Annotated in this window: 21 protein-coding genes; 12 read left to right on the plus strand and 9 right to left on the minus strand. The window is 71.9% G+C overall.

The genetic code is table 11. The features are described 5' to 3' along the window. Positions 1 to 52 precede the first annotated feature (52 nt). Positions 53 to 1,033 carry a LysR family transcriptional regulator gene (locus ACIBSV_RS04595; protein WP_395859478.1) on the minus strand — a complete coding sequence of 327 codons (981 nt, stop codon included), beginning with the start codon at positions 1,031 to 1,033 and terminating at the stop codon, positions 53 to 55. Positions 1,034 to 1,139: 106 nt separating this feature from the next. Here ACIBSV_RS04595 and ACIBSV_RS04600 point away from each other — a divergent pair, with 106 nt between their 5' ends. The 3 genes from ACIBSV_RS04600 (at position 1,140) to ACIBSV_RS04610 (ending at position 3,451) form a co-directional block, all read left to right on the plus strand. Next, the gene (locus ACIBSV_RS04600; protein ID WP_395859479.1) at positions 1,140 to 2,033 is read left to right on the plus strand and encodes an NAD(P)H-binding protein; all 894 of its coding nucleotides are present in this window, start codon (positions 1,140 to 1,142) and stop codon (positions 2,031 to 2,033) included. A gap of 95 nt (positions 2,034 to 2,128) precedes the next feature. Then, positions 2,129 to 2,494, plus strand: coding sequence for a darcynin family protein (locus ACIBSV_RS04605; protein WP_395859480.1), 366 nt, complete (start codon positions 2,129 to 2,131; stop codon positions 2,492 to 2,494). A gap of 408 nt (positions 2,495 to 2,902) precedes the next feature. Further along, on the plus strand, positions 2,903 to 3,451 hold the full coding sequence (locus ACIBSV_RS04610; RefSeq protein ID WP_395859481.1) for a DUF1062 domain-containing protein: 549 nt from the start codon (positions 2,903 to 2,905) through the stop codon (positions 3,449 to 3,451). A 114-nt stretch (positions 3,452 to 3,565) separates the two neighbouring features. On the opposite strand, the gene ACIBSV_RS04615 is transcribed toward ACIBSV_RS04610, so the two are convergent. Further along, the gene (locus ACIBSV_RS04615) at positions 3,566 to 4,285 is read right to left on the minus strand and encodes a DUF4232 domain-containing protein (protein ID WP_395859482.1); all 720 of its coding nucleotides are present in this window, start codon (positions 4,283 to 4,285) and stop codon (positions 3,566 to 3,568) included. Positions 4,286 to 4,880: 595 nt separating this feature from the next. Between ACIBSV_RS04615 and ACIBSV_RS04620 the strand changes: the two genes are divergently transcribed. The 3 genes from ACIBSV_RS04620 (at position 4,881) to ACIBSV_RS04630 (ending at position 9,399) form a co-directional block, all read left to right on the plus strand. Continuing rightward, entirely contained in the window at positions 4,881 to 7,406 is a 2,526-nt protein-coding gene (locus ACIBSV_RS04620) for an FtsX-like permease family protein (RefSeq protein ID WP_395859483.1), read from the plus strand. Between the two features lie 113 nt (positions 7,407 to 7,519). After that, positions 7,520 to 8,755, plus strand: a complete 1,236-nt coding sequence (locus ACIBSV_RS04625; protein ID WP_395859484.1) for a sensor histidine kinase — start codon at positions 7,520 to 7,522, stop codon at positions 8,753 to 8,755. Then, positions 8,752 to 9,399 (plus strand): response regulator, encoded by a 648-nt coding sequence (locus tag ACIBSV_RS04630; RefSeq protein ID WP_395859485.1) that lies wholly within the window; start codon positions 8,752 to 8,754, stop codon positions 9,397 to 9,399. Before ACIBSV_RS04625 ends, ACIBSV_RS04630 begins: the two co-directional genes overlap by 4 nt. 9 nt (positions 9,400 to 9,408) lie before the next feature. Here the strand turns inward: ACIBSV_RS04630 and ACIBSV_RS04635 are convergent, their stop codons facing one another. Then, positions 9,409 to 10,500, minus strand: coding sequence for an alpha/beta hydrolase family protein (locus ACIBSV_RS04635; RefSeq protein ID WP_395859486.1), 1,092 nt, complete (start codon positions 10,498 to 10,500; stop codon positions 9,409 to 9,411). A gap of 332 nt (positions 10,501 to 10,832) precedes the next feature. Continuing rightward, complete coding sequence (locus ACIBSV_RS04640; RefSeq protein WP_395859487.1) at positions 10,833 to 11,396, minus strand: hypothetical protein; 564 nt, start codon at positions 11,394 to 11,396, stop codon at positions 10,833 to 10,835. A 215-nt stretch (positions 11,397 to 11,611) separates the two neighbouring features. Between ACIBSV_RS04640 and ACIBSV_RS04645 the strand changes: the two genes are divergently transcribed. Next, entirely contained in the window at positions 11,612 to 16,567 is a 4,956-nt protein-coding gene (locus ACIBSV_RS04645; protein ID WP_395859488.1) for a tetratricopeptide repeat protein, read from the plus strand. 80 nt (positions 16,568 to 16,647) lie between these two features. Continuing rightward, positions 16,648 to 17,097: a hypothetical protein gene (locus ACIBSV_RS04650; RefSeq protein WP_395859489.1), complete on the plus strand. Its 450-nt coding sequence runs from the start codon at positions 16,648 to 16,650 to the stop codon at positions 17,095 to 17,097. A gap of 126 nt (positions 17,098 to 17,223) precedes the next feature. Here the strand turns inward: ACIBSV_RS04650 and ACIBSV_RS04655 are convergent, their stop codons facing one another. Further along, the gene (locus tag ACIBSV_RS04655; RefSeq protein WP_395859490.1) at positions 17,224 to 17,457 is read right to left on the minus strand and encodes a hypothetical protein; all 234 of its coding nucleotides are present in this window, start codon (positions 17,455 to 17,457) and stop codon (positions 17,224 to 17,226) included. Positions 17,458 to 17,465: 8 nt separating this feature from the next. Next, positions 17,466 to 17,729 carry a hypothetical protein gene (locus ACIBSV_RS04660; protein WP_395859491.1) on the minus strand — a complete coding sequence of 88 codons (264 nt, stop codon included), beginning with the start codon at positions 17,727 to 17,729 and terminating at the stop codon, positions 17,466 to 17,468. Positions 17,730 to 18,099: 370 nt separating this feature from the next. Between ACIBSV_RS04660 and ACIBSV_RS04665 the strand changes: the two genes are divergently transcribed. The 3 genes from ACIBSV_RS04665 (at position 18,100) to ACIBSV_RS04675 (ending at position 20,306) form a co-directional block, all read left to right on the plus strand. Further along, positions 18,100 to 19,320, plus strand: coding sequence for a helix-turn-helix domain-containing protein (locus ACIBSV_RS04665; RefSeq protein ID WP_395859492.1), 1,221 nt, complete (start codon positions 18,100 to 18,102; stop codon positions 19,318 to 19,320). A gap of 99 nt (positions 19,321 to 19,419) precedes the next feature. After that, complete coding sequence (locus ACIBSV_RS04670; protein ID WP_395859493.1) at positions 19,420 to 19,590, plus strand: hypothetical protein; 171 nt, start codon at positions 19,420 to 19,422, stop codon at positions 19,588 to 19,590. 509 nt (positions 19,591 to 20,099) lie between these two features. Beyond that, the gene (locus ACIBSV_RS04675; RefSeq protein ID WP_395859495.1) at positions 20,100 to 20,306 is read left to right on the plus strand and encodes a hypothetical protein; all 207 of its coding nucleotides are present in this window, start codon (positions 20,100 to 20,102) and stop codon (positions 20,304 to 20,306) included. Positions 20,307 to 20,515: 209 nt separating this feature from the next. Here the strand turns inward: ACIBSV_RS04675 and ACIBSV_RS04680 are convergent, their stop codons facing one another. Both ACIBSV_RS04680 and ACIBSV_RS04685 read right to left on the minus strand, forming a co-directional pair. Then, entirely contained in the window at positions 20,516 to 21,133 is a 618-nt protein-coding gene (locus ACIBSV_RS04680) for a hypothetical protein (protein WP_395859496.1), read from the minus strand. Next, a complete protein-coding gene (locus tag ACIBSV_RS04685; protein ID WP_395859497.1) occupies positions 21,130 to 21,333 on the minus strand; it encodes a type II toxin-antitoxin system HicA family toxin in 204 nt (67 codons plus the stop codon). Before ACIBSV_RS04685 ends, ACIBSV_RS04680 begins: the two co-directional genes overlap by 4 nt. Positions 21,334 to 21,766: 433 nt before the next feature. On the opposite strand from ACIBSV_RS04685, the gene ACIBSV_RS04690 reads away from it, so the two are divergent. Next, the gene (locus ACIBSV_RS04690) at positions 21,767 to 22,138 is read left to right on the plus strand and encodes a hypothetical protein (RefSeq protein ID WP_395859498.1); all 372 of its coding nucleotides are present in this window, start codon (positions 21,767 to 21,769) and stop codon (positions 22,136 to 22,138) included. A gap of 164 nt (positions 22,139 to 22,302) precedes the next feature. On the opposite strand, the gene ACIBSV_RS04695 is transcribed toward ACIBSV_RS04690, so the two are convergent. Next, a complete protein-coding gene (locus ACIBSV_RS04695; protein ID WP_395859499.1) occupies positions 22,303 to 22,830 on the minus strand; it encodes a flavoprotein in 528 nt (175 codons plus the stop codon). Between the last annotated feature and the right edge of the window lie 195 nt (positions 22,831 to 23,025).

Here is a 23,025-nt window from a genome sequence, read left to right on the forward strand (position 1 = left end):
CCTTGGATTGCTGGCAACGCGCATGCGTCCGTCGGGGCCGGGTGGTGCCGTACTACTCCGGGTCGGGCGTGTTCGCCGCGGTGGTCTCGGGGGTTGGGGTCGGGGGGCAGAGGGTTCGGCGGACGGTGTTGCGGAGCCAGTGGTGGGCGCCGTCGGCTGTGTGTCGGGGGTGCCAGGCCATGCCGATGGTCACCGGGGGCAGTTCCAGGGGCATGTCGAGGAGGTGCAGTCCGAGGGCGTCGGCGTCGTGGGTGAGCGGCGAGGGGGCGGCGCCGGGGAGTGCGGCGGGCACGAGGCAGACGACGTCGCTGCGGGCGGCGAGGGTCATCGCCGCCAGGTGGCTGGGGAGGACGACGCTGACCCGCCGGCGGAGGTTCCGCTCGCCCAGGGCCGTGTCGAGGGGGCCGGTGAACCGGCCCCGGCGGCTGACCGCGACGTGCTGGGCGGCGGCAAGCCGGGCCGGGGTCAGCGGCCCCTCGGTGAGCGGATGGCCGGGCCGGACGGCCGCCACCATGCGGAGGCCGACCAGTTCCTCGACCCGGGTTTCGGGGTCCACGTGGTCGATGGATCCGACCTCCAGGTCGATCCGGCCGTCGCGCAGGGCGGGTCCGGCCTCCAGGTCTTCGGCCAGGATCCGGAACGAGACCCCCGGCGCCTCCCGCCGGCCCAGTTGCAGCAGTCCGGGAGCCAGTGCCGCGCCGACCAGGTCGGCGGCTTGGAGGGTGAAGGTGCTGCTCAGGCCCGCGGGATCGACGCTCGCCCCGGGGCTGAGCAGCGCGCCGAGGCTGCGGACCACGGAGGCCGCCTCCTCACGCAGGGCCTGGGCGCGTGGGGTGGGAACCATGGTCTGTCCGGCCCGGACCAGGAGGGGGTCCTGAAGGATGCGGCGCAGCCGGGCGAGGGTGCGGCTCATCGCGGCGGGCGAGGTGTGCAGGCGTGCGGCGGCGCGGGTCACGCTGTTCTCGGCCAGCAGGGCATCCAGCGCGATGGCGAGATTGGCGTCGATGACCGGATCCGGGCTGCTCACCAGCATTATTCCATTTCAGTCAATGATTCCGTGCCGAAGTTCCCATTGTGGCAGCACCGAGATCCTCAGCAGGATCCAGGCGTAACGAACCGGCGCGACCTACGAGGTTTTCATGATCGTCATCACTGCACCCACCGGGAACATCGGCCGTCACCTGCTCTCGCTGCTCCTGGAGTCCGCCCCCGTCGCGGGCGAGGAACTGCGCGTGATCGTGCGTGATCCCGCCCGGCTTCCGGACGAAGCGCGCGGACGCGTCGACGTGGTCACCGGCTCGCACGCGGACGCCGAGGTCCTGGACCGGGCCTTCGAGGGTGCGGACGCCGTGTTCTGGCTCGTCCCCCCGGACTCCTCCCTGACCCCCCAGGACGGCTGGACCGGTTTCACCCGCCCCGCCGCCAAGGCGCTCGCCGCCCACGGCGTCGGCCACGTCGTCGGCGTCTCCGCGCTCGGCCGCGGCACTGGGCTCGCCGACCGAGCCGGCCTCGTCACCGCCTCCCTCGCCATGGACGACCTCATCGCCGACGCCGGCGTCGCCTACCGGGCCCTGGCCAACCCGTCCTTCTTCGAGAACCTCCTGGAGGAGGTGGACTCGATCCGCGAGCAGGGCCTGTTCATCGACACCGTCGACGCCGACCGCAAGGCCCCCTTCGTCGCGGTCGCCGACATCGCGGCCACCGCCGCCGGCCTGCTGCTGGACCGCTCCTGGACCGGCACCGGCAGCGTCGCGGTCCTCGGGCCGCAGGACCTGTCCCCCAACGACCTGGCCCGCATCATGACCGAACAACTCGGCCGCCCCGTCCGCTACGAGCGCCAGTCGCTCGAGGAGATGTACGCCACGCTCGTCGGCTACGGCCTCAACGAGGAGTTCGTCCAGGGCATCGTCGACATGAAGCGGGCCAAGGACGAGGGCCTCGACGCCGGCGTCGCCCGCACCCCGGACACCGCCTCTCCCACCAGCTTCGAGCAGTGGTGCGCGCAGACCCTCAAGCCCGCCGTCGACTCCTGAAGTCCGGTACCCGGCGCCGGAACACGCAGAGCCCGGCGCGCCCACACCACCTGCCGTGGCGCGCCCACACCACCTGCCATATTGGAGGCACCCCGATGCCCGCTGAAAAGACCGAACCGCCGATCACGGCGTTCATGCTGGTCAAGACCACAGCCGAGTGGCTCGCCCTGACCGTCCCGGAACGCGTGGAAGCCTTCACCACCCACGTGCTGCCGGCCATCAAGGCGAAGACCTCCGGCGTCCGGTCACGCTTCTACGACACGGAGTTCTACTCCGCACGCGTCACCGACGTCTGGGTGTGGGAAGCCGACGACCACCACGCCTACCGGCTCCTCATCGACGCACTACGCGAAACCCCTTTCTGGGACCGCTACTTCGAGGTCCTCGACCTCCTCGTCGGCACCGAGAACGGCTATGCCCGCACCTACGGCCTCGAACCCGTCGCCACGATCAGCACCTGACGCACCGCCCACCGCGTCGCTTACCGGGCGAGCCCGAGCCCTGCCGTGTCGCCGACCGGCGCGATCCGCCGGCCCGGCAACAGGAAACCGACCGCGACATCTTCGAGGCGATCGAAGCCTTCGTGAGCCGACCCAGGCCCCGTCACACCCGGTCCAGCCGCTGTGACGGGGCTTTTGTCGTGCCCAGGCCCGGCCGAAGAGTTTCGAGGCCCGGCGATGCGGCGCCCGAAAACCGGTGGAGTTGCGCCCCCGTGCGCCCTACCGTGCTGCCGAATCCAGTCGTCTGGGCAAGGACGTGCCGTTGTACACCCTGTGAGACCTCCCGAGCGATGAATCGTCGCGCGTCGCCGCACATGTGCGCCGCGCTGCTTTTTGCTGCCGACTTCTCACTGGAACCGGTGTACTTCTGTGCTCGAAAACTGGGTGGTCGTACCCACCTGCCTGCCGCTCGTTCTCCGCCGTTGTCACGCGTGCGCGTCCGAGCGCTTCCGGGCAAGCGGCAAATTCCGCGTCAACGCAAACCACAAGCTCATCGACGCCTGGCTCCTCGCGCTCTGTATCGCCTGCGGGGAAACGGCCAAGCTCACGGTCCTGGAGCGGATGAATGTGCGCTCCGTACGACCTGAACTGCTCGACCGGCTGCATGACAACGACCCCGGCCTGACGGCCGAGTTGCTCCAGGATCCGGTCCTACGGCGCCGTAATCGCATCGCCCTCGACTGGGACGGCGCCTGGCGCCTCGACACCGGCGGATCGGATTGTTCCGACCGCGAGGTGATCGACGTCTCGGTCCGCTTCGCGGCGCGGATCCCGGTCCGGCCGGGGCGACTGATCGCCGAAGGTTGCGGTCTTTCCCGGGCCGAGGTCGAGCGGCTGATCGTGGAGGGGAGAGTCGTCTCGGCGGTCCGGCTGAACGGCAAGCTCTCCGACGACTTCACCTTCACGCTCAAGCCCTGAGCCCTCATCGGGATCAGGGCCTGTCCGGTGTCTGTGGGTCTGTGGGCAGGGGCCCCACCGCTTGAAGCGGTGGGGCGGGGCCCGGGGTGTGCGTCGGTGTTGCGCGGGTGTGGGTCAGCCGCCCTGGCCGGCGCCGCCCATGGGGCCGACGTTGATCGGGGAGCCGGCGCCGTCGACGACCGGCACGGTGGGGGTGCCGGGCCAGTTCAGGGTGATGGTCCTGGTCTCTCCGGGCGGGGTGACCCGCAGGCCCGTGACCTTGACGCCGTAGTCGCCGGTGGCTCCGCTGGGGTAGGTGACGCCGAAGGACACGGACTTGTCGCTCTTGAGGACGAACGGGTCGGCCGGGGCGCCGAGGCGCTCGGCGGACAGGGGCCCCTTGGCGGTCTGGAGGTCGACGCCCGCGAATCCGGACATCGTGCAGTTGTGGCCGATGTTCTTGAACGTCACCATGACGGTGAGTTCGTCGTCGCCGCTGATGGTGGCGTCCTGCGCGGTGGCCCTGAGGTCGTCGGTGCGGCACTTGCCGATCGAGCCGTTGTCGCCGGCTCCGGCCCCGCCAGTGGTGCCGGTGCCGGTGGTGCCCTGGCCTGCGGAGGTCTTTCCGGCGGGGGTCGTACCGCCGCTCTGGCCGCCGCTTTGGTTGCCGCCGGTGGTGGTGGAGGCGGCGGGTTGGGTGGGGGCGTTGCCGGCCTGGCCGGCGGGTGCGGAGGCGGGGGGCGGTGCGGCGCCGGTGTTCTTGTCCGAGTCCGTGTCCTGGCACGCCGTCATCAGCATGGCGCCGGTGGCGAGGGCTGCGGAGACGAGAATGGCCTTGCGACGTTGGCCGAACATGAAGAGAACCCCTTGGTGTCCAGTGGTCGGGCCGAAACTCGTTCGGCTCCCGGCTGCTTGCGAGATCCACTATGAAACGGCCGCGGACGGCGGCGATACGGGAGTCGACGGTCCACGACGCCGCTGTCGCAGACCGGTGACATGGTCACGAGAGGGAACAGCGGACATCCCGGCACGCCCCGGACGCCCGCAACGGCCCACACGCCGGGCGGGTTCCGCCGGGGCGCACCGGATACCCCGGCAACAGGTTGGACGCTCGGTCGACCCGAGAACGAGCAGACTCTGTAACAACACGCTTACGGCGGACGAACGCGAGGACGGCTGGGACAGGGCTCGAAACTCGAACCATGGCCGGAAGAGCCCACCGCATGCGAAGTCAGCGGAACACGACCGGCGTTACGCGGTGAGGTGAGGCGTCCGTCTCGCAACGGCGGTGCGTCCTTTGTTGGTTCGGGTGGTCCGATCGGACCACTGGGGTGGCGATGGTGGATACCGAGGCCCTCCCGTGGACGTATCGAAGGGATATGGGCCCGCGTGAGGGTGGTGGGGTCTTGCCGACTTCGGCCGGAATCCCATCGTGTTCAGGACGTCGCCCATGCTCAGGAACGCCCTTCGTACCCTTGCCGCGCAGCGGGCGCGCCTGGCTCTGACGGTGCTCGCGATCGTCTTCGGCGTCGCGTTCGTCTCCGGTGTGCTCACCCTCAAGGACAGCATCACCGAGGCGTCCGCGTCGGCCGCCGCCGACGACTTCGCGGGGGTCGCCGTCGGCGTCCGCATCGATCCCGACCAGGACACGCCCGACCGACCCGTGCTGGACGCACACCTGGTGGATCGGCTGCGCGCGTTGCCCGGCGTCGAGTCCGTGCGCGGTTCCGTTTCCGGGCCCGCCGTGGTCGTCGACCGCAAAGGGCATCTGGTCGGCCGGGTCGAGGAGGCGGTGGGCACCAACCACGCGCCCGGGCCCGACGGTTCCGATCCGCTGTACCGGGTGACCTCGGGTCGCGCACCCACCGCCTCGGGCGAAATCGCCCTGGACGACGCGGGTGCCCGCTCGGCCGGCTACCGGGTCGGCGACCGGCTGCGCGTGGTCGCCGGCGGCGGCACGCTGGACGCCACGCTCGTCGGCACCGTGCACGCCGACGACGCCCGAATCCGCCTCGGCGCCACCCTCACCCTGTTCGACACCTCCACCGCGCAGGGCCTGTTCACCGCCCCGGGCACGTACGACCTGATCACCGCCTCCACCCACTCCGGCACCACCGACGCCGCAGTGATAGACGCCGTCCGCGCCCTGGTCCCCGCCGGTGCCGAGGTGGTCACCGGCGCCACACTCACCGCCGAACGCCGCGACCTGGCCGCGGCCGGCACCGTCGGATTGGCCACCGGGCTGCTCGTATTCGCCGGTATCGCGCTGTTCGTCGGCACGTTCATCATCACCAACACCTTCACCATGCTGATCGGCCGGCGCACCCGCGAACTCGCGCTGCTGCGTGCGGTGGGCGCCACCCGCCGCCAGGTCACCCGCTCGGTGCGCTTCGAGGCGTTGGCCACCGGCCTGGTCGGCGCGCTGCTCGGCCTGCTCCTGGGCATCGCCCTCGCCGCCGGACTGCTCGCCCTGCTGCGCGGCACCGACGCCGAACCGCCGCGCGGCCCACTCGTGGTACGGCCCGCCACGATCCTGTGGTCCCTCGTCGTGGGCGTCGGCGTCACCGTCGCCGCCGCGTGGCTACCCACCCGCAAGGTGGCCCGAATCCCCCCGATGGCCGCGCTCCGGGCGAGCCCGCCCAACCCCACGGGGTTGCTCCGCCGCAATCTGCTCGGCCTGCTCCTGCTCGTCGTAGGCGTCACCGGCGCGTACGTGACCACGCGCGTCGCGCCGGGCGGTGATGGCAAGCCCATGCTGATCGTGGTGTGCGGGGTGGTCGCGGTGACCGGCGTGCTGATGCTGATCCCGCTGTTGTCGGTGGCCGTCATCGGCCTCCTCGCCCGCCCGCTCACCCGGGTGTTCGGGGTGACCGGCCGGCTCGCGAGCCGCAACGCGCTGCGCGATCCGCGCCGTACCGCCGCAACGGCCTCGGCGCTGATGATCGGCCTGTTCCTGGTCACCGGACTGACCGTGATCGGCGCGTCGTTGCGGGACAGCCTCGACCACGCGGCGGCGCGCGGGCTGACCGCCGACTACGCGGTGTCCACCACGTTGCGCGACCCGATGGCTCCCGAGACCATGGAGCGGATCGGCCGTCTCCCGCACGTCGCCGCCGCGAGTGTGTACCGGACGAGCGCCGCGAGGATCGCCGGCGGCGAGCGCGAACTCGCCGCCATGGACGCGGTCGCCGGCCCCCGGGTGATGCGTCTCGACTTCGTCGCGGGTGGACCCGAGGCACTCGGCACAGACCTGCTCGTCGAGCGGATCGAAGCGGACTCGCGCGGGCTCGAGGTCGGCATGACCGTGCCCGTGACCTTCCCCGACGGCGTCCCGGGAACACTGCGCGTCGGCGGCATCTACCGCGCCAACCCGATCGTGGCGCCCTACCTGGTCTCCACCCACACACTCGACCCGCACCTGGAACGCCCGCTCGGCCGCCAGGTGTTCGTCCGCGCCGTGTCGGGCGAGGCCAAGGCCCTCCACGCCACCCTGGACGAGGCGTTCGGCGCCGACCCCGCGCTGCGCGTGCAATCCAAGGACGAGCTGCGCAAGGGTCTGGCGGCCGGCATCGATCTGCTCCTGAACATCGTCTACGGCCTGCTCGGCATGGCCGTCCTGATCGCGGTCATCGGCATCGTCAACACCCTCGCGATGTCGGTGCTCGAACGCACCCGCGAGATCGGCCTGTTGCGCGCGATCGGCCTGGACGCCCGCAGGGTGCGCGACCTGATCCGCCTGGAGGCGGCGCTGATCTCGCTCTTCGGCGCCCTGCTCGGAGTCGTCCTGGGCGTCGCGGTGGGCGTTCTGGCGGTGCGCGGCATCGACCTGGGCAACGTCCCCCTGGGCGCCACGATCCCGTGGCCGCGCATCGTCCTGTTCGTCCTCGGCGCGATCGGCGTCGGCGTGCTCGCGGCGGCGTGGCCTGCCCGTCGGGCGGCGCGCATGTCGGTGCTCGGCGCGCTCGGGACCGAATGAACCGCAGGAACCGGGGGCCGATCGCGCGGATCCCACGGACCCCGCGTGGCCCGATCGCGGACGTGCGCGGTGCGTGGCCGAACGCCCGGACCCCTCCCGATAGGTTGGCCGACGTGTACCGTCCGCCGCCCGGGTCGATCCCGCGCGCCCTCGTCTTCGACGTCGTGCTGGCGATGTCGGTCGCCGCCCTGGCGGGACTGCTGCGCGCGCTGGACTCGTTCGAGAACGGCGGATGGCAGACGCCGCAGAACGTGCCGTGGTGGGGAGTATTCATCCAGGTGGCCGCCGGCGCCGCGCTGATCCCGCGTCGCCGCCGGCCGCTCGGTTCGGCCGCGATCGTCTTCGCGCTGTCGATCGGCGGTCCGGTTCTGGCCGGGCCGTTCGCGGCCTACGCGCTCGGCGCGTACGCCGCGCACCGGCCCGCCAAGTGGCTGCTCGCCGCCGGGCTCGCGGTGACCATGTGCGAACCGTGGCGGGCCCAACCGGGTTCGGACGTCTTCGTCGAGTTCCTCGCCATCGGCACCCCGCTGCTGCTCGGGATGTACCTGGCCTCGCGCCGCAGCCTGCTGCTCGCGCTGACCGAGCGCGCCGAACGGGTCGAGCGTGAGCAGGCCGAACGCGATCGACGGGCACGGGCCGAGGAACGGCGCCGGTTGGCGGGCGAGATGCACGACATGATCACCCACCGGGTCTCGCTGATGGTGCTTCAGGCGGGCGCGCTGCGCACGATCGCCAAGCAGGACGACGTGCGCTCGGCGGCCGAGGAGCTACGCCTGACCGGTTGTCAGGCCCTGGCCGAGCTGCGCGAACTGGTCGCGGTGCTGCGCGCCCCCGACGAACCGATCCCGGGGCCGGGTGCCCCGGCCCAACCGATCGCGGGATCGAAGGCCCCCGACGATCCGTCGTCGGTCGGCACGCCGAACGGGCCGGACGTATCCGACCTGATCGCCGACTCGCGCGCCGCCGGCGTGACGATCGAGTCGACGGTGACCGGCGTACCGGCCGCCGGGGACGCGCCGGCCGCCGCGCGGACCGTGCGGCGCGTGGTGCAGGAGGCGCTGACCAACGTGCACAAGCACGCGCCCGGCGCCCGGGTGCGGGTGTCGATCCGGCACGAGCCCTCGGGCATCGGCGTCACCGTCGCCAACACCGAGGCGGCCCGGGCCCCGGACGTCGACCTGGGCACCGGCGGCACCGGCCTGCTCGGCCTGCGCGAACGCGTCGAACTCCTGGGCGGGCGGCTGCGTGCCGGACCCGACGACACCGGGGGCTTCGTGCTGGACGCGTTCGTCCCGATCCCCTCCGTATCCCTCCTGCCCCACCGAGATCTCGACGAAGGTGCCGCATGATCCGACTCCTGCTGGTGGACGACGAGCGCATGGTGTGCGCGCACCTGCGCACGATCCTCGGCGGTGCCCCGGATCTCGACATCGTCGGCGAGGCGTACGACGGCGCCGAGGCGCTGGAACAGGTGGTCCGGCATCGCCCGGACCTGGTCCTGCTGGATCTGCACATGCCCGGCGTGGACGGGCTGTCCGCGCTGCGCCGGATGGTCCGGCTCGACACGCCGCCCAAGGTCGTCGTGCTGACCACGATCGACACCGACGACCACGTGCTGCGCGCGCTGCACACCGGCGCGGTCGGCTTCCTGCTCAAGGACACCCCGCCCGAGGACCTGATCGCCCTGCTGCGGGTGGCCGCCGACGGCAATACCGTGTTGTCGCCGGCCGCCGCCCGCAATCTGATCGGCGCGAGCGCGGCCCGCGACACCGCGCGCCGTGCGGCCCTCCACACGATTCGCGAACTCAGCGACCGGGAGACCGAGATCCTGGGCTGTCTGGGCGAGGGCCTGTCCAACTCCCAGATCGCGGCCCGCCTGCACCTGACCGAGGCCACCGTCAAGGCGTACGTCTCGCGCACCCTGACCAAACTCGACTGCGCCAATCGCACCCAGGCCGGTCTGATCGCCCACGACGCGGGCCTGACTCGCTGACGCCGTCGGCTACCCGAGTCGGTCCACCAGCCAGTCGGCGGTGTCGGGGAGCCACGCGGACTGCGCGTTGCACAGCAGGTGGTCGCCGTACGGGACCACGAGCAGTTCGCCCGAAGGCGCCTGGTGAGCGGCACGTTCGGCGGGGAGTACGCCGGGCGTGATGTCCTCGCCGCCTTCGACCACCCGCAGCGGCGTGCCGATGCCCGTCGCGATCCCGGCGAGATCGACGCCGCGCGCGAACTCCTGGGCGGCGCCCGCGCTCCCGGTGCGCACGGTGAGCGTCTCCCGCACGAACAGCGGGAGTTCGGCCCAGTCGAGCCGGTACGGGCCGCTGACCGCGACGGTTGCGGCCACGCGTGGTTCGTGCGCGGCGGTCAGGGTCGCGTAGAAGCCGCCCAGGCTCATCCCGACCAGGCCGACGCCGGCGCCGGTGTCCAGGTCGGTACGGGTCTCCAGGGCGTCGATCACCCGGCCGACCACGCGGTGGTAGTCGGCTCGCGGCGCGGTGTCGACCAGGACGCCCTGGCCGGGGCCGTCGAAGGAGAAGCTCGCGACGCCGCGTCGCAGCAGCGCCTCGTCGACCGCGTGGAACTCCTCCTTGCCGGAGTTGAGGCCGGGAGCCACGACCACCACCCGGTTCGGCCGGACCCAGCCGGGAGGCCGGCGCAGCCATCCCGCGAACCCCTCCCCCTCGATCCGCACCGCACCCGGGTCCAGGCACGCGAACGCCCGTGCCATCACCGCGTCCGCCTCGCGCGCCGCCGCGATCGTGCGCTCGTGTTCGGCGAGCGGCGGGAACGTCGCACAGTGCAGCCAGCGCGCGGCGGTGCGCAGCGCGTCGCCCGCGGACACCACGCGCCCGTCCGCCGCGTACGTCTCGCCCGCGTGGCGGTACCTCTCGCCGACCCGCCGGAAGGCGGGCAACCAGTCGCGGAGCGTGTCGAGGTCGGCGGTGACCCGGTCGTACTCGTACGGATCCAGTCCGCAGACGAGCGCCCTGGAACGATTGCCGGCGATGAACTGCGGGAGGAATCCGGGCGCATCGAAAATGGTGGTGATGGCGGACGGGTCCGCCGGTCCGGTCGGTGTCGGCGCCTGCATCGCGGTCTGCTCCCGGGTCGGTCCTGGCGTTGCGGTGTCCGCGTGCCCGGGTCCACCGCTCGGGTGCGCCGGTGCACCCGCCGGGATCCAGCAGACATCGGCGGGTGTCTCCAGGGCCAACAACCGATTACCCGCACCGACAACCGAAGGTTGTCGGCCGTGGTGAGCGGCCTGGGCTCGGACCTCGGCCGGGTTCGCGTTCGTCGCGGCGGCCGCGCCGCGGCACTGCGCCCGGGCCCGGGCGGCGGCCGGGCGACACCCGGGGCTCGGGCGACACCCCGGGCTCGGGCGACACCCGGGTCACGAGACGTCGGCGCGCCGGACGTACCCGCTCACGAGACCAGGTCGCGCCAGAACGGCACCGTCACCGGCGCCTGCTCGATCGTCCCGCCGGCGAACTCCGCCGCGAGGTAGTTGGCCAGGTTCGCGCCGTACACCACGATGTCGGTCTGCATCATGGACAACACCGGGTGACCCCACTGGCCCTCGGTGCCGGGCAGGTAGCGGTGGCCGTACACCGGCACCATCGTCGGCACCCGCGCCAGGTGATATCGCGCCGACTTGAGCGCGTGCTTGAGCTGTGCCGGACGCGCGCCCCACGTCGAGGGCCAAAAAGCGTTGTGCTCGACGTCGAACAGGACACCCTCACTCGGCCAGCCCAGCTGCGCCTTCAGGCTCCGCGCGTTGCCGTCACGCCACTTCGGCCAGCTCTTCCCGACCGGCAGGCCGGCCGACAACAACAGACGGTGATCGGCGGCGAACCGGAATCCGAACTCCTTTTCCACCGATTCGAACTCGTCCTCGGTCAGGCCCGGGGCAATCTCGGCACCGGTACGCTCCAGCAGCCGGTGGAAATCCTGCTCGGTCGGTCGATCCGGGGGCGGTGTGCTGCTCATGGCCACCGAGCGTAGTCGGCGGCGGTCGGCGCGCCGGTGTCGCCATGTTCACACGCGGCGCGATTTTGCCCAAGCCGGGGCCGCCAAGCACCTGAAAGTCGGATGACGCGTGTTCTAGCATGAGCGCTCGATGCTGGGATGAACGGTGTTTGTTGGGTTGAACGGTCGGGGGACCCGTTGATCGACGTAGTTCGGCATACCCCGCGGGCCGCCCGATGACGGTCCCGCTTCTCGCCGCCATCGCGGCCCTCCTCGCTTTGGTGGCCGCTGTGATGTGGTTCGGATTCCGGCGCAGACCCGCGTCGATCGCGGCGCGTGCCGAGACGTTGTTGGCCCAGGCCGAGGCCGCGCACCGGGCGGGCCGACTGGCCGCGGCCGAGCGCGGCTATCGCCGCATCGCGGACGCGTTGGTCAAGCCCGGCATCGCCGACGCGCACGCCGAGACCCGGGGGCGGGCGCTGGTGGGCCTGGGCGAGGTGGCGAGCCGACAGGGCCGCTCGGCGGACGCGATCACCGCGTTCCGGACCGCGTTCGCGCTGACCGCGCTGCCCGCCGCCGCGCTGGAGCTGACCGCCGCCGACGCGACCCGGCGGGCCGGCCCCGGCGCGCTGGACATCGCGATCTGTGTGGACCTGGTCACCCGCACCGACACCGATCCCGATCACGCCGCGTACGACTTCCTGGAGGCCCGGTGCGTGGTCGCGCCCGGCCTGCCCAGGGCCGAACTGCTCGCGGTGGCGGAACTCGCGGGCCGGATCGAGGCGGGCGCGCCGCGGACCGAGTGGGCGGTGTACGGCCGCGCGTGCGCGCTGCGCGACCTCGGTCGGGCGGCCGAGGCGACCGCCGCGTTCGAGCGCGCCGACCGGCTCGTGCCGCGCGCGTCCACGTGCTACGAACTGGGCAGGCTGTACCGCGACGCGGGTCGCCCGGACGACGCGCTCGCCGCGTTCGAGCGCTCGTTGACCATCGAGCCGGAGCGGCCCGAGGTGCTGTACGCGATGGCGCTGACCCATCTGCGCCGCAAGCCCGCCGACAAGATGTCCCGAGCCGCGGCGCTCGAAGCCGCCGTGGCCCTGCTCACCCGCACCTGCACACTGGCCCCCACGCACGCCCAGGCCTGGCTCGGCCTGGGCCGCGCGCAGCACGCGCTGGGCCGGGACGCGGCGGCCCTGGAGCCGCTCCGCCGGGCGGCCGACCTGCTGCCCGAACACGCGGACGTGCAATTGGAGTTCGTCACGCTCACGCTGGCCCGGGGGGACCGCGTGGCGGCCTTCCCGGTGTTGCGGCGCGTCCTCGCGGCGCAGCCCGATCACGTCGCGGCCAACCTGACGCTGGGCACGCTGCACGACGAGGACGGCGACTTCGCGGCGGCGGCACCCTGTTTCGAGCGGGTGGTGGCGGCCGAGCCCAGGCACGCGCGGGCCCGCTTCGGGCTGGGCCGGGCGCTGTTCGAACTCGGTGCCGCGGGGCGCGCGGTGGTGCATCTGGCCGAGATCCGCGAGCGCGACGCGGCGCAGCACCACCTGTTGGCCCGCGCCTACAGCGCGACCGGTGAACTGGAGGCGGCCGACGCCTCGTTCTCGGCGGCGATCGAGGCGGGCGACGACAGCGCGCTCGCGCACCACCGGCAGGCGTGCGTACGGCTGCGGCGCGAGCGACGTCAGGACGCGATCGCGTCGTTCTGGCGGGTGTTGGACCGGGTGGACGACGATTCGCCGTTGGCGGCCGAGGCATTGCTCTTCCGTGGCATCGCCTATCGGGACGAGGGCGATCTGGGCGCGGCGCGGGCCGACGCGGACGCCGCGGTGGCCGCCGCGCCCGGCGACGCGCGGGCCCACTACGCGCGCGGGCAGCTCGCGGTGCTGGAGGACGAGTGGACGCTGGCCCGGCGCGAGTTCGAGACCACCGCCCGGCTGGATCCGCAGTACGCGCCGGCCCGCTTCGGGCTGGGCCTGGTCCGCGAGCACGCGGGCGACCACGCGGGCGCGGCGCAGGCGTACGAGAGCGGGTTGGCGGCCCGCCCGGACTGGACGCCGGGCGTGGTCCGACTCGGCGCGGCCCGGATCGCGGCGGGGCGCATCACGGACGGCATCGAGGTGCTGGGGCCGGTGCGTACCGAGCCCACCGGCGCGGCGCGCTTCCATCTGGGCCTGGGGTACGCCCGACTGGGTCGGGTGGATCGGGCGGACGAGTTGTGGGCGGCGCCGGGCGGGGTCAACGACGCGATCCGCGCGCACAACGTGGCCACCGCGCGCGATCTGCTGGCCAGGGCCGCGCTCACGGCCGGCGACCACGCGCTCGCGCGTGAGCACTGGCAGGCGTGTCGGGACGCGTTTCCCGACCACGAGGGCTATCGGGTCGCGCTGGCCGAGACCCTGTTTCGCGAGGGCGCCGAGTTGTTGCGGTTCGGCCGCGACCGGGGCGCGCCGCTGACGGCCGCACGGGATCGGCTCGACGCGGCGGTCGCGTTGGTGCCGGGCGATCGGCGGATCCGGGTGCACCTGGCGATCGCGGCGCTGTACGCGGGTGAACCGGCGGTCGCGGTGCGGTTGTCGGCCGCGCTCGATCCGGTGGCCGATCCGCGCGTGGGGCATCTGGCGCCGCTGGCCCGACTCGCGCTCGGCGCGGGCACCGTTCCGCTGGGCGCGCTGGCCGAGGCCGAACCGGCCGCGTGGGCGGTGCGCGGGATGCACGCCGCGCGGGCCCGCCGGTGGGGCGATGCGGCCCAGGCGTACCGGCAGGCGCTGGTGGTTCCCGGGCCGGTGGAGCCGCAGCCGCACACGGCGGTGTGCGAGTCGGCCGGGTGCGTCGCGTCGGCGCGGGCCGTATGCGGCCAGTGCGGGCGGGCCTATTGCGCCGACCACGGCGTGCTCGGCGGCGACCTGCCGGCCCGCTGCGGGGGCTGCGCGGACGCGATGTCGGCCGCGCTGACCGCGTGCGCGCACCAGGCCGGCACGGGTGCGGCGGCGGAGGCCGAGCTGACCCGGTGGGCGAGCGGCAGTGGGCGTACCTCGGCACACCACCTGTTGGCCCTGCTGCGTGCCCAGCGCGGCGATCACGACGCGGCGTTGGCGGGTCTGGAGCAGTTGTTGGCCGGCCCCGGGGCGAGCGACGCGGGCAGGTTGATCGCGGCTCGGGTGTACGTGCGCCGGGCCGCCGCGCACAGCGCCGACCTGGTCGCCGCGTCGGCGGACGTGGAGCGCGCGGCGGACCTGGTGCCGGAGTTGCCGCAGGTGCGTCGGGCCCGGCCGCTGTTGCGCTCGTGGCAGGCGCTCGCGCACGCCCGGGCGGATCGGCACGACGCCTCGATCGCGATTCGGCTCGAACTGGAGCGGGCGGCGCCCACCGATGTGCGCAACCTCCAGTGTCTGGCGCTGTCCGCGCTGCGCGCCGGGTTGGCCGACGACGCGGGTCGCACCACCGCGATGTGGCAACTGGTGTGCGGAACCTGGGCCGCGGTGCTGTACAGCCCGAGGTTCTGGATCGATCTGGAGGCGCGCACCGGGCGGGAGATCTCCGAGGAGCGGATCCGGATCGCGCGCACCGAGCAGATCGAACGGGTGCACCGCGAGTTGCGTGAGCGGGCCGGGCAGAGCGAGGGCGCGGTGGCCGCGCTGTACCGCGAGTTGGCACAGCGCTGGGCGTTGGAGGTGGCCGCGACCGAACGTGTCGCGCACACCGAGCCGGCACCCGCCTCGATCGTGTGCGGTCCGATGTTCCTGGAGCGGGTCGCCGACCCCGAGCACGGGTCGCCGGCGGGCCGCGAACTGGCCGCCGCGGTCCGGGGCGCGGTGGACGCGCACACCGCCGATCTGCTCGGCCCGTTGGGCCTGTACCACCATCTGATCGACGCGGGCCGGTTCGACGAGGCGGTCTCCGGGCTGACCGCGCTGGCCGGGTTGGCCGGGCCCGCCGCGACGCCGGGGGTGGCCGCGCTGCTGGCCCGGGCGCACCTGGCCCAGGCCCGGGATCTGGGCGAACGCGGCGAGTGGGCACCGGCGTTGGGGTGTCTGGAGCAGGCGGCGCCGCTGCCGGCGGACGCGATGGAGTTCGCCGCCCGGGTCGGAATCCAGGCCGCGCAGGCGGTGTTGGCCGCCGATCCGGACGAACACGCGGAGGCGGCCCGATTGTTGTCCCGTGCGTGGGCGCTGGCCCCGGACGGGCCGGGCCTGCGCGCGGCGTTGGCCGGGGCGTACGCGCAACTCGCCCGGCAGGCGCACGAACGCAAGCTGTACCGCGACGCGATCGCGCTGGTTCGCCGGGCGTTGGAGCTGACCCCGGACGACGCGGCCGTGCGGTCGTTGGCGGCCGGCGCGCTGCGCGGGCTGGTGATGGAGTTGTTGGCGACCGGCACCGACGCGGCGGTCGAGGAGGCGGTCGCGACGATGCGCGAGGCGTTCGCGCTCGATCCCGGCGAGGCGGGTCGGATCGGGTTGACCAACGCGCTGTTCCTGAGCGCCGAGCGACTCGCGCTGCGCGGTGGCGCGCGCGAGCAGGCGGTGGCGGCGATGCGCGAGGCACTCGAACTCGCGGACACCGGTGGGGAAAACGAGTCGCCGGCCGCCGAGGCGCGCCGTCGGGTGGCCGCGCTGTTGGTGGAGGCGGCGCGGACGAGCGAAGGCGAGGAGGACTTCGAGCGGGCGATCACCCTGCTCGAAGAGGCCCTGCACTACGGCGACGACCCGCCCACGCGCCGCGCGTTGGCGTTCAACCACTACTACGCGCGGCACTACGAGGTCGCCGAGGAGTTGTTGCGCCGCGAGATCGCCGACGGCCTGGAGATCGAGCCGCTGCGCGAGGCGTGGATCGTGGTGGTGGTGGACCGCGGCTACGACCTGCTCGCCAAGGGTCGCGCGTACGAGGCGATCGAGGTGCTCGGTCGGGCCCTCGCCGAGCACGAGGAGCCGAGGCTGCGGGACGCGTTGGTGGCGGTGTATCTGGGCGAGGAGCGCTATCAGGACGCGATCCGGGTGCTGGAGGCGATCCCGTTGACCCCGGAGAACACCGTGCTGCTGGCGCTGGCGTTGCACAACGAGGGGGTGCGGCAGGCGAACATGGGACACAACCACACGGCGCTCGTGCACCTGGAACGCGCGAACGAGTACCACCCCACGGACGGCACCCGGGAGATCCTGGACGAGATCCGGGCCCGGATCCACGGCTACTACTGACCGAGCGTCGACCGACCGGCCGCACCCCGGACCCCGCCGCCCACCCGACCGCCCACATCTCGGACCACGACCCACGGACCATGGACCTCGACCCCGGAGCACGGATCATGCCCGCAGCGGAGCGATCGCCCTACGACGTCCTCGGGATCACCCCGGCGGCCACCCCGCCCGAGGTGCACGCCGCCTACGAACGGGCGCTGGCCGAGGCGGACGGCACCGCCGCACGCGAGGTCTGCACGACCGCGTACCTGCATTTGCGCAACACCGGCCGGCGGCTTGGCGCCGACATCCTGGAGTACGCCGCGCCCGACCCGGCGAGCACCGCCCGCGAGGCCTTCGCGGGTGTCGCCGACGAGCCCTTCCTGGCCCCCGAGGCGCCGGCTCCGCCGATCGCCGCCCTGGTCGTCCTGCGCCGGGCCGAATCCGCCGCCGACCACCAAGAGCCACCGCCCACCAAGGGCACCTTCGCCGTCCCCACCCGCTTCTCCCCCACAGCCGAGGTCCTGCCCCCGGTGGACATCCCACACTGACCAAGTCCACACCTCGGCGACGCCAAGGCGAAACCCGACCTCGCCCGGCGGGACATCGGGGCCGGTCTTCCGAGACGCACGTCGTCCCGGCGGGTCGGCGTCAGTGCCCTGGGCAGATGGGCGGTTTCACAGCGAGACGGTGCGGGTGATGGTGACGACGAGGACTCCGGCGCTGATCGTGTAGCGGACGAACACCCCGGAGATCGTGGTTTCCCGGCGGTCTCGGTCGCTGCCGACCTGCACGGAGCCGGACCCGTAGGGGTCGCGGCCGATGGACGAGTCCACGGCGTTCTTGAAGGCCCGGACCTGCCCGGAGGACAGGGGTTTGAGGCCGTCTTCGGCCTCATTCGTGTATTGCACGCGATAGCTCATGTGATCGCGTTCCCGTCTCGGTCCACGCAGTCGCCGAAGTCGCCGGCCTTGAGGCGCTCGTGCACGGCCTCGTCGTCCTCCTGGGCCTCCGGAGGAAGCGCCCAGTGCAGGATGGCGTCGCGTTCGAGCCGATCGAGCGGGGTCTCGTACATGACCTTGTCGAACTCCTCGCGACGGTCCTCGGGGAGCGCGGCCCGGATCTCGGCGAGCGTATTCGGCAGCTCGATCCGCTCACCACGGACGACGGTGGTTCTGGGCATGGCGGCCTCCTGCTCGCGATGGCTTTCCAGAATGGCATCGCTCCGTTGACGACCGATAGCCGGCGCACACGAGCGGAGCACGCGAACTGGCGTGCGCCCCTGAGACTGCCGGAGTCGCCGCAGGTCACAACGCCCGCAGCCGGTGAAGCATGAGCAGCACGAACAGGTTTGCGCCCGGAGATGACTTCGCCCCGCTCCCACGGATGGCAGCGGAGCAGACTCACCTGCCGGCGTTGTGCGTCGGCGTACGCTGGCGGTACCTGATTATCCCGCCGGAGTACGGGGCGGCGCCGTCACCGGCTGCAGGGCAGCACCGGCGCGACGGCGCACACATCGGCTCGGGTGGACCTGCTCGGAGGGAATCCAGGCCATGCCAACGGACCACGATGAAACACCGACGTTCGCACCGCACAACGGCACGAGACTCGCCGCCGCGCGTGCCGCCCGAGGCTGGACGCAGAGCCGCCTCGCGATGGAGACGAACTTCAGCCTCGCCGCCATCAAGGCATACGAACGCGGCGCTAGATCCCTGGACCGCCCCGCGAACATCCTGAGCCTGGCGCGCGCCTTGAAGTGCCACCCCACGGACATCACCGGGGCGCCCTACTACGCGCCCGGATCGGATGACGGAGCCGTGTCCGCGATCAAACGTGAACTTCTCCGCTACAACCGAGCGCCCCGCCTGACGGAGGCACAGGCCCGCGAGGTCGATCTCGCCGAACTGCGCGCTCGTGTGGCCGAGGCAAACGCCTGGCGGCAGGCCGCAGCGATGACGCGAACCGGCGAGGTGTTGCCAGACCTGCTGCTCGACACCCGCATCGCAACGCACATCCTGGAATCGGACGACCGACGCGAGGCGTACGGACTGCTGTGCTCGGCCTACGAGGCGGCGATGCAGTACCTGTACAAAATGGGCCTGGTCAGCGATGCGACGCTTGCGACCGAGCGGGTCCTGTGGGCTGCCGAGCGTACGGAGGATCCGCTACGGATGTTGGCCGCGCGCTGGTACGAGTCGGGCGAGTACATCGGCATCGGCGAGCACGACGAGGCCGCGACCATCCTCGACGACGGCTTGGCCGAGTTGTCCAAGCCGCAGCACCGCGACGACCCATTGTCTCTGTCGCTCGCGGGCGCCTACCACCTGAAGGCATCCCTCAACTCGGCACGCGCCTACGACGACGCCGCCGCATGGGCGCACTGGGCGAAGGCCGAGAAGTCGGCGACCGAACTAGGCGGGGACCGCAACGACTTCGAGTTGGTCTTCGGCCCGACCAATGTGGCGATCTGGGGCGTGTCGCTGCCGGTCGAACTGGGCCGAGGGCGAGACGCGGTGCGCCGGTTGGAGCGGATCGTCTTGCCGCAGGACTACAGCAGGGAGCGCCGCAGCCACTTCCACATCGACGCCGGCCGCGCGCACTACCTGGCCGGCGACCACGACTCGGCATGGGACGCGTTCGAGTACGCGGAGCGCCTGGCGCCGCAGCACGCGAGGATGCATCCCGCAGTGCGGGAGAACGTGCGCCTGATGACAGCGAAGTACCGCAGGAGTGGGCGTCGAATGGAGTTCGCGAGGCGCGTCGGGGTGGCCTGACGCAAGCCCCGGAAGGGATACAAACTGTAGCCTCTCCGTCACTGGACGGCCCCTAGCGTTGTTGACCAGCAGGTTTCCAACGCGCGAGGGGCCGTTTTCATGTCAAAGTCCGTAGCCGTCCAACCGTCCGGAGACCCGGACCGCCCGATCCGGATCATCGCCCCGGACCGCGATCCCCTCGACGTGACGCGCGCCGAACTGACGGCTTTGGTACACGAGTCGCGGCTGCACCTGATGCGAACGTTCCCAGCCCCGCCGGTCGGCGGCTGAGTCCCCTGTCGCCGCCCGCGCCCGACCACACACCGGCGGGCGGCACCCGGTCCCGCAGTCACCGGCGCGGCTGTGGGACCGGCCCCTCATCCCTTGCCCGGTCGGGTGCCTGAAGACCCCCGCACGCCCGGCCGGGCAAGGCCATCGACCCACAGCCCGGAAGGAGGGTCGTGCACCCACCGCCCCACGGCCGCCAAGCCGCCCTCGCTCACCTCGCCGCAACCGCCGCCGACCGCACCCGACTCCAGGGCCGACGACCGAACCCCGCGACAACGCCACACCACCAACGGCAAGCCCACCACCAACAGTGCCGCACCGCCGGCGCCGCACTCCGCGCCGCAGTCGCCGACGCCCACCACGCCGGCATCCCCACCGAAACCATCGCCCGTATCGCCGGTTTCTCTCCCGGCAACGTACGGATGATCCTGCACCGCGAACACACCCCCGCGCTCAGCCGGCACAGGACGCAGACCGCCCCGACCGCCCCCTTCCGCCTCCGTGGAGAGATCATGTCCGCCTCACCCCCGTGGTCGATCGGCGACCATCTCTGGCGCAAGCTCGGCCACCGCAACCACCACCTCGGCACCATCACCAAGATCTGGCACGACGGCACCCGATGGATGGTCGAATACGAACACGGCGTCCGCACCCGGGAAACCGCCACCGCGCCCGCCACCGAGATGTACAAGGCAGGACCCATCGCCCGACCGGTCTGACCGACGGCCACAAACCCGCGTCGGCTCACTCGTGACGTAGCGCAGCGAACCGAGCGTGCCTGCCTTCGGCAAGTTCTCGGCGATCCGCTCGGCCGACTCGATGCGTCGAGCGTGCCGGCATCGCTCGCGCAGAGCGCTTCGGATGTCTCGTGAACATCGAATGCCCCTGCCACCGACCGGCGGCAGGGGCATTCGTGGTGCGCATTCGCTCAGCAAGCCACCCTGGCCACGGATTTCACCGGGCTCACAATGGCCGTGCGCTTCATGACCTCGGCCAATGTCGTGTCCTTGGTGTAGTCACGAGATCCGATGGTGACGCACTCCCCGGAGCTGTCCGGCCCGTCTTCCGGTCCAACGGTGAGGGGAAAGGTCATCAGGAACAATTCCGAGATGGCCAGCGCGACGGAGAACGCGTCACCCTGCTCATCCAGTTGGGTGAACAGCCAGCCGAGCGTGTCCGAAGGAACAGCGCAGACATAGACAACCTCACCCACCCCGTTACGGATCCCGCCCAGCAGCTCGGGGACCTGCTCGGGGACATCGAGAGCGGTGGCGATGCGGGTGTAGACCTCCAACCGCTCGTCGTGATGCATGTCCGCCGCCAATCGCGTGACGAGCTCGCCGGCTTCGAGGTCGTGAAGGCGTTCGTGGTGCTCCACGATTTCGAGCGTGCGCGCCTCCTCGAAGTGGAAGGCCAAGGCGTCGAGCAGGTCCGCGCGCAGTTCGTCGACGGTCGGTCGGCCCAGCATAAAGCCGGGTGCCTGCGGTGACGTCGCATAGAAACCGGTCTGGGTATCCCGAATGATCAGGTGAAAGAGTTCGCTCATTTCACGCCCATCGCCTTCAGCGCATCGTCCTTGCTCAGACCTACCTGCTTCACCAGGATGTCGCGGACAACGCCGGGCGCCAAACTCTCGCCGTCGCGGAACGCGAACGTAAGCGGAAATATTCCTTCCGCCTTGAATCTACGGTGCGAGCCGTTTTGCCGAACCACGACATAGCCGAGACCAAGGAGGACCTTCAGCATTTGCGCAGCCTTGAGCGAAGGGAATGGATTGGGCACTCGCCGTCCATGAGATGAGGGGGCCGTGGGTGATCGTGCGAGTTCCCGGTGGCGAGAAGTTCTCGATAGGTGAGCAAAGCAGATCACCCACATGTCTGCCGGAAGAAGGGCATCGTTCACTCGAACGCGCGATGCCACCCGTCGTGGCGGTCGGCGACGCACGTGATCGATACGACCGACTCATCGCGACCTTCAGCGTCCGCCGCGTCCCCTCGGCATGGGTCGACGCCACCCGCATCGGCGGTGTCCTGCTGCTCACCCTGGCCGGTCCGCTCGACGCCTACGCCCTGGTCCGCCCGACCGTCACCGGCTCGGGACAGGCCGACGGGCCGATCCTGTCCGACCCAACCGCGTCGTTCATGATCTCCCGACCGCAATCGCCCGACATCCGAGCGGCATGGGCCGCCGTACGGAGGGACGCGACGGCGCCACGCGGGCACCCGAAACACCCCCGGCCGCCCTCGACGGGGCCGACACGCGGTTCATCCTCGGCCTCGCCGTGCCCGGATGCAGCCGCTTCACCAGTAACGAGGCCGGCCGGCGCAGCACCAACCTCGGCCACCCGGACGGAAGTTGGGCCACCTTCGAGCACGCAACCGGCACGGTGGCCCAAGGCGGCCCCCGACGCTTGTGGGACGCCATCAATGCGATCCACCGGGAGTGGCAGGCCGCCGGATCCGCCCCGCACGACCTTCGATTGCGCATCGACGGCACCCGGCAGACCCTCTATCTACCGGGCAAGCCTGGAGGATGGCGACTCGACGGGTAGTAGTTCCCTCACCACGGCGACCCGCCGCACATCCACCGCCCACTGCCCAGGCCCCGAACATCCCGAAGCCGCCCTGCCTTCGGTGTTCGGAAGCGGGCCGCTCCACAACGCGCAAGTGCGGGACGGGCTGCTTTCGTGGCGCCCCCCGGCGACCGGCGATGGGTTCAGCCCGGATTCGCCGGTAGGAGGTTCGCGATCGCCGACCAGTCCACCGGGGCATCACCGCTGTGTGGCCGGCCGTTCGGGTCCAGGTGGATCGTGACGCCGTACGAGGACAACGTGCGGATGCTGTCGGCGTAGGCCGGGTGCGCGGCGAGGGTGTCGTTGAACCACGGGACGGCCACGGTCGGGAGGCGCGTGCTCAGCCATTCCGCGAGGGTGCCCAGGGCGACGTTGTCGGCCAGGTCCAGCGTCCATTTGTTGAGCGAGTTGAAGGTGAGCGGGCACGCGAGCAGGGCATCGGGTGCGGGGAAGGGACGTTCCTCACCCGGTCGGCGGTCGCGGGTGCGTGGCCGCCGACCGGCCACGGCGGTGAGGGTGTCGAGGCCGTTCGACAGCCAGTCGGCCGCCGTCGGCGTGAGGATCGGGCAGGGATCCCACCCTCGCGCTCGCACCTCGGCGAGGAGCGTGGCGATGTCGAGGACGGGCGGCGCCGCGCCCGCGACGATGTACAACACCCGGGATTCGCTCATGCGTCGGAGCATAGGAGGCGGTCACGGGACCGGACGCGCCCCGGGGCGGCGAGCGTGACTACGACGGGAATCCGATCGGGGGTTTCCATGCCCGAAGGGAAACGGGTTGGGCACTCGCCGTCCATGAGGTGAGCGGGTCGTGGTCAACCGGTCCAGATGAGGCTGATGACGCTGACCGTGACGCGCCGGTCCTGG

Source organism: Embleya sp. NPDC050154 (genome assembly GCF_044460165.1).
In the GTDB taxonomy this organism is placed as follows: domain Bacteria; phylum Actinomycetota; class Actinomycetes; order Streptomycetales; family Streptomycetaceae; genus Embleya.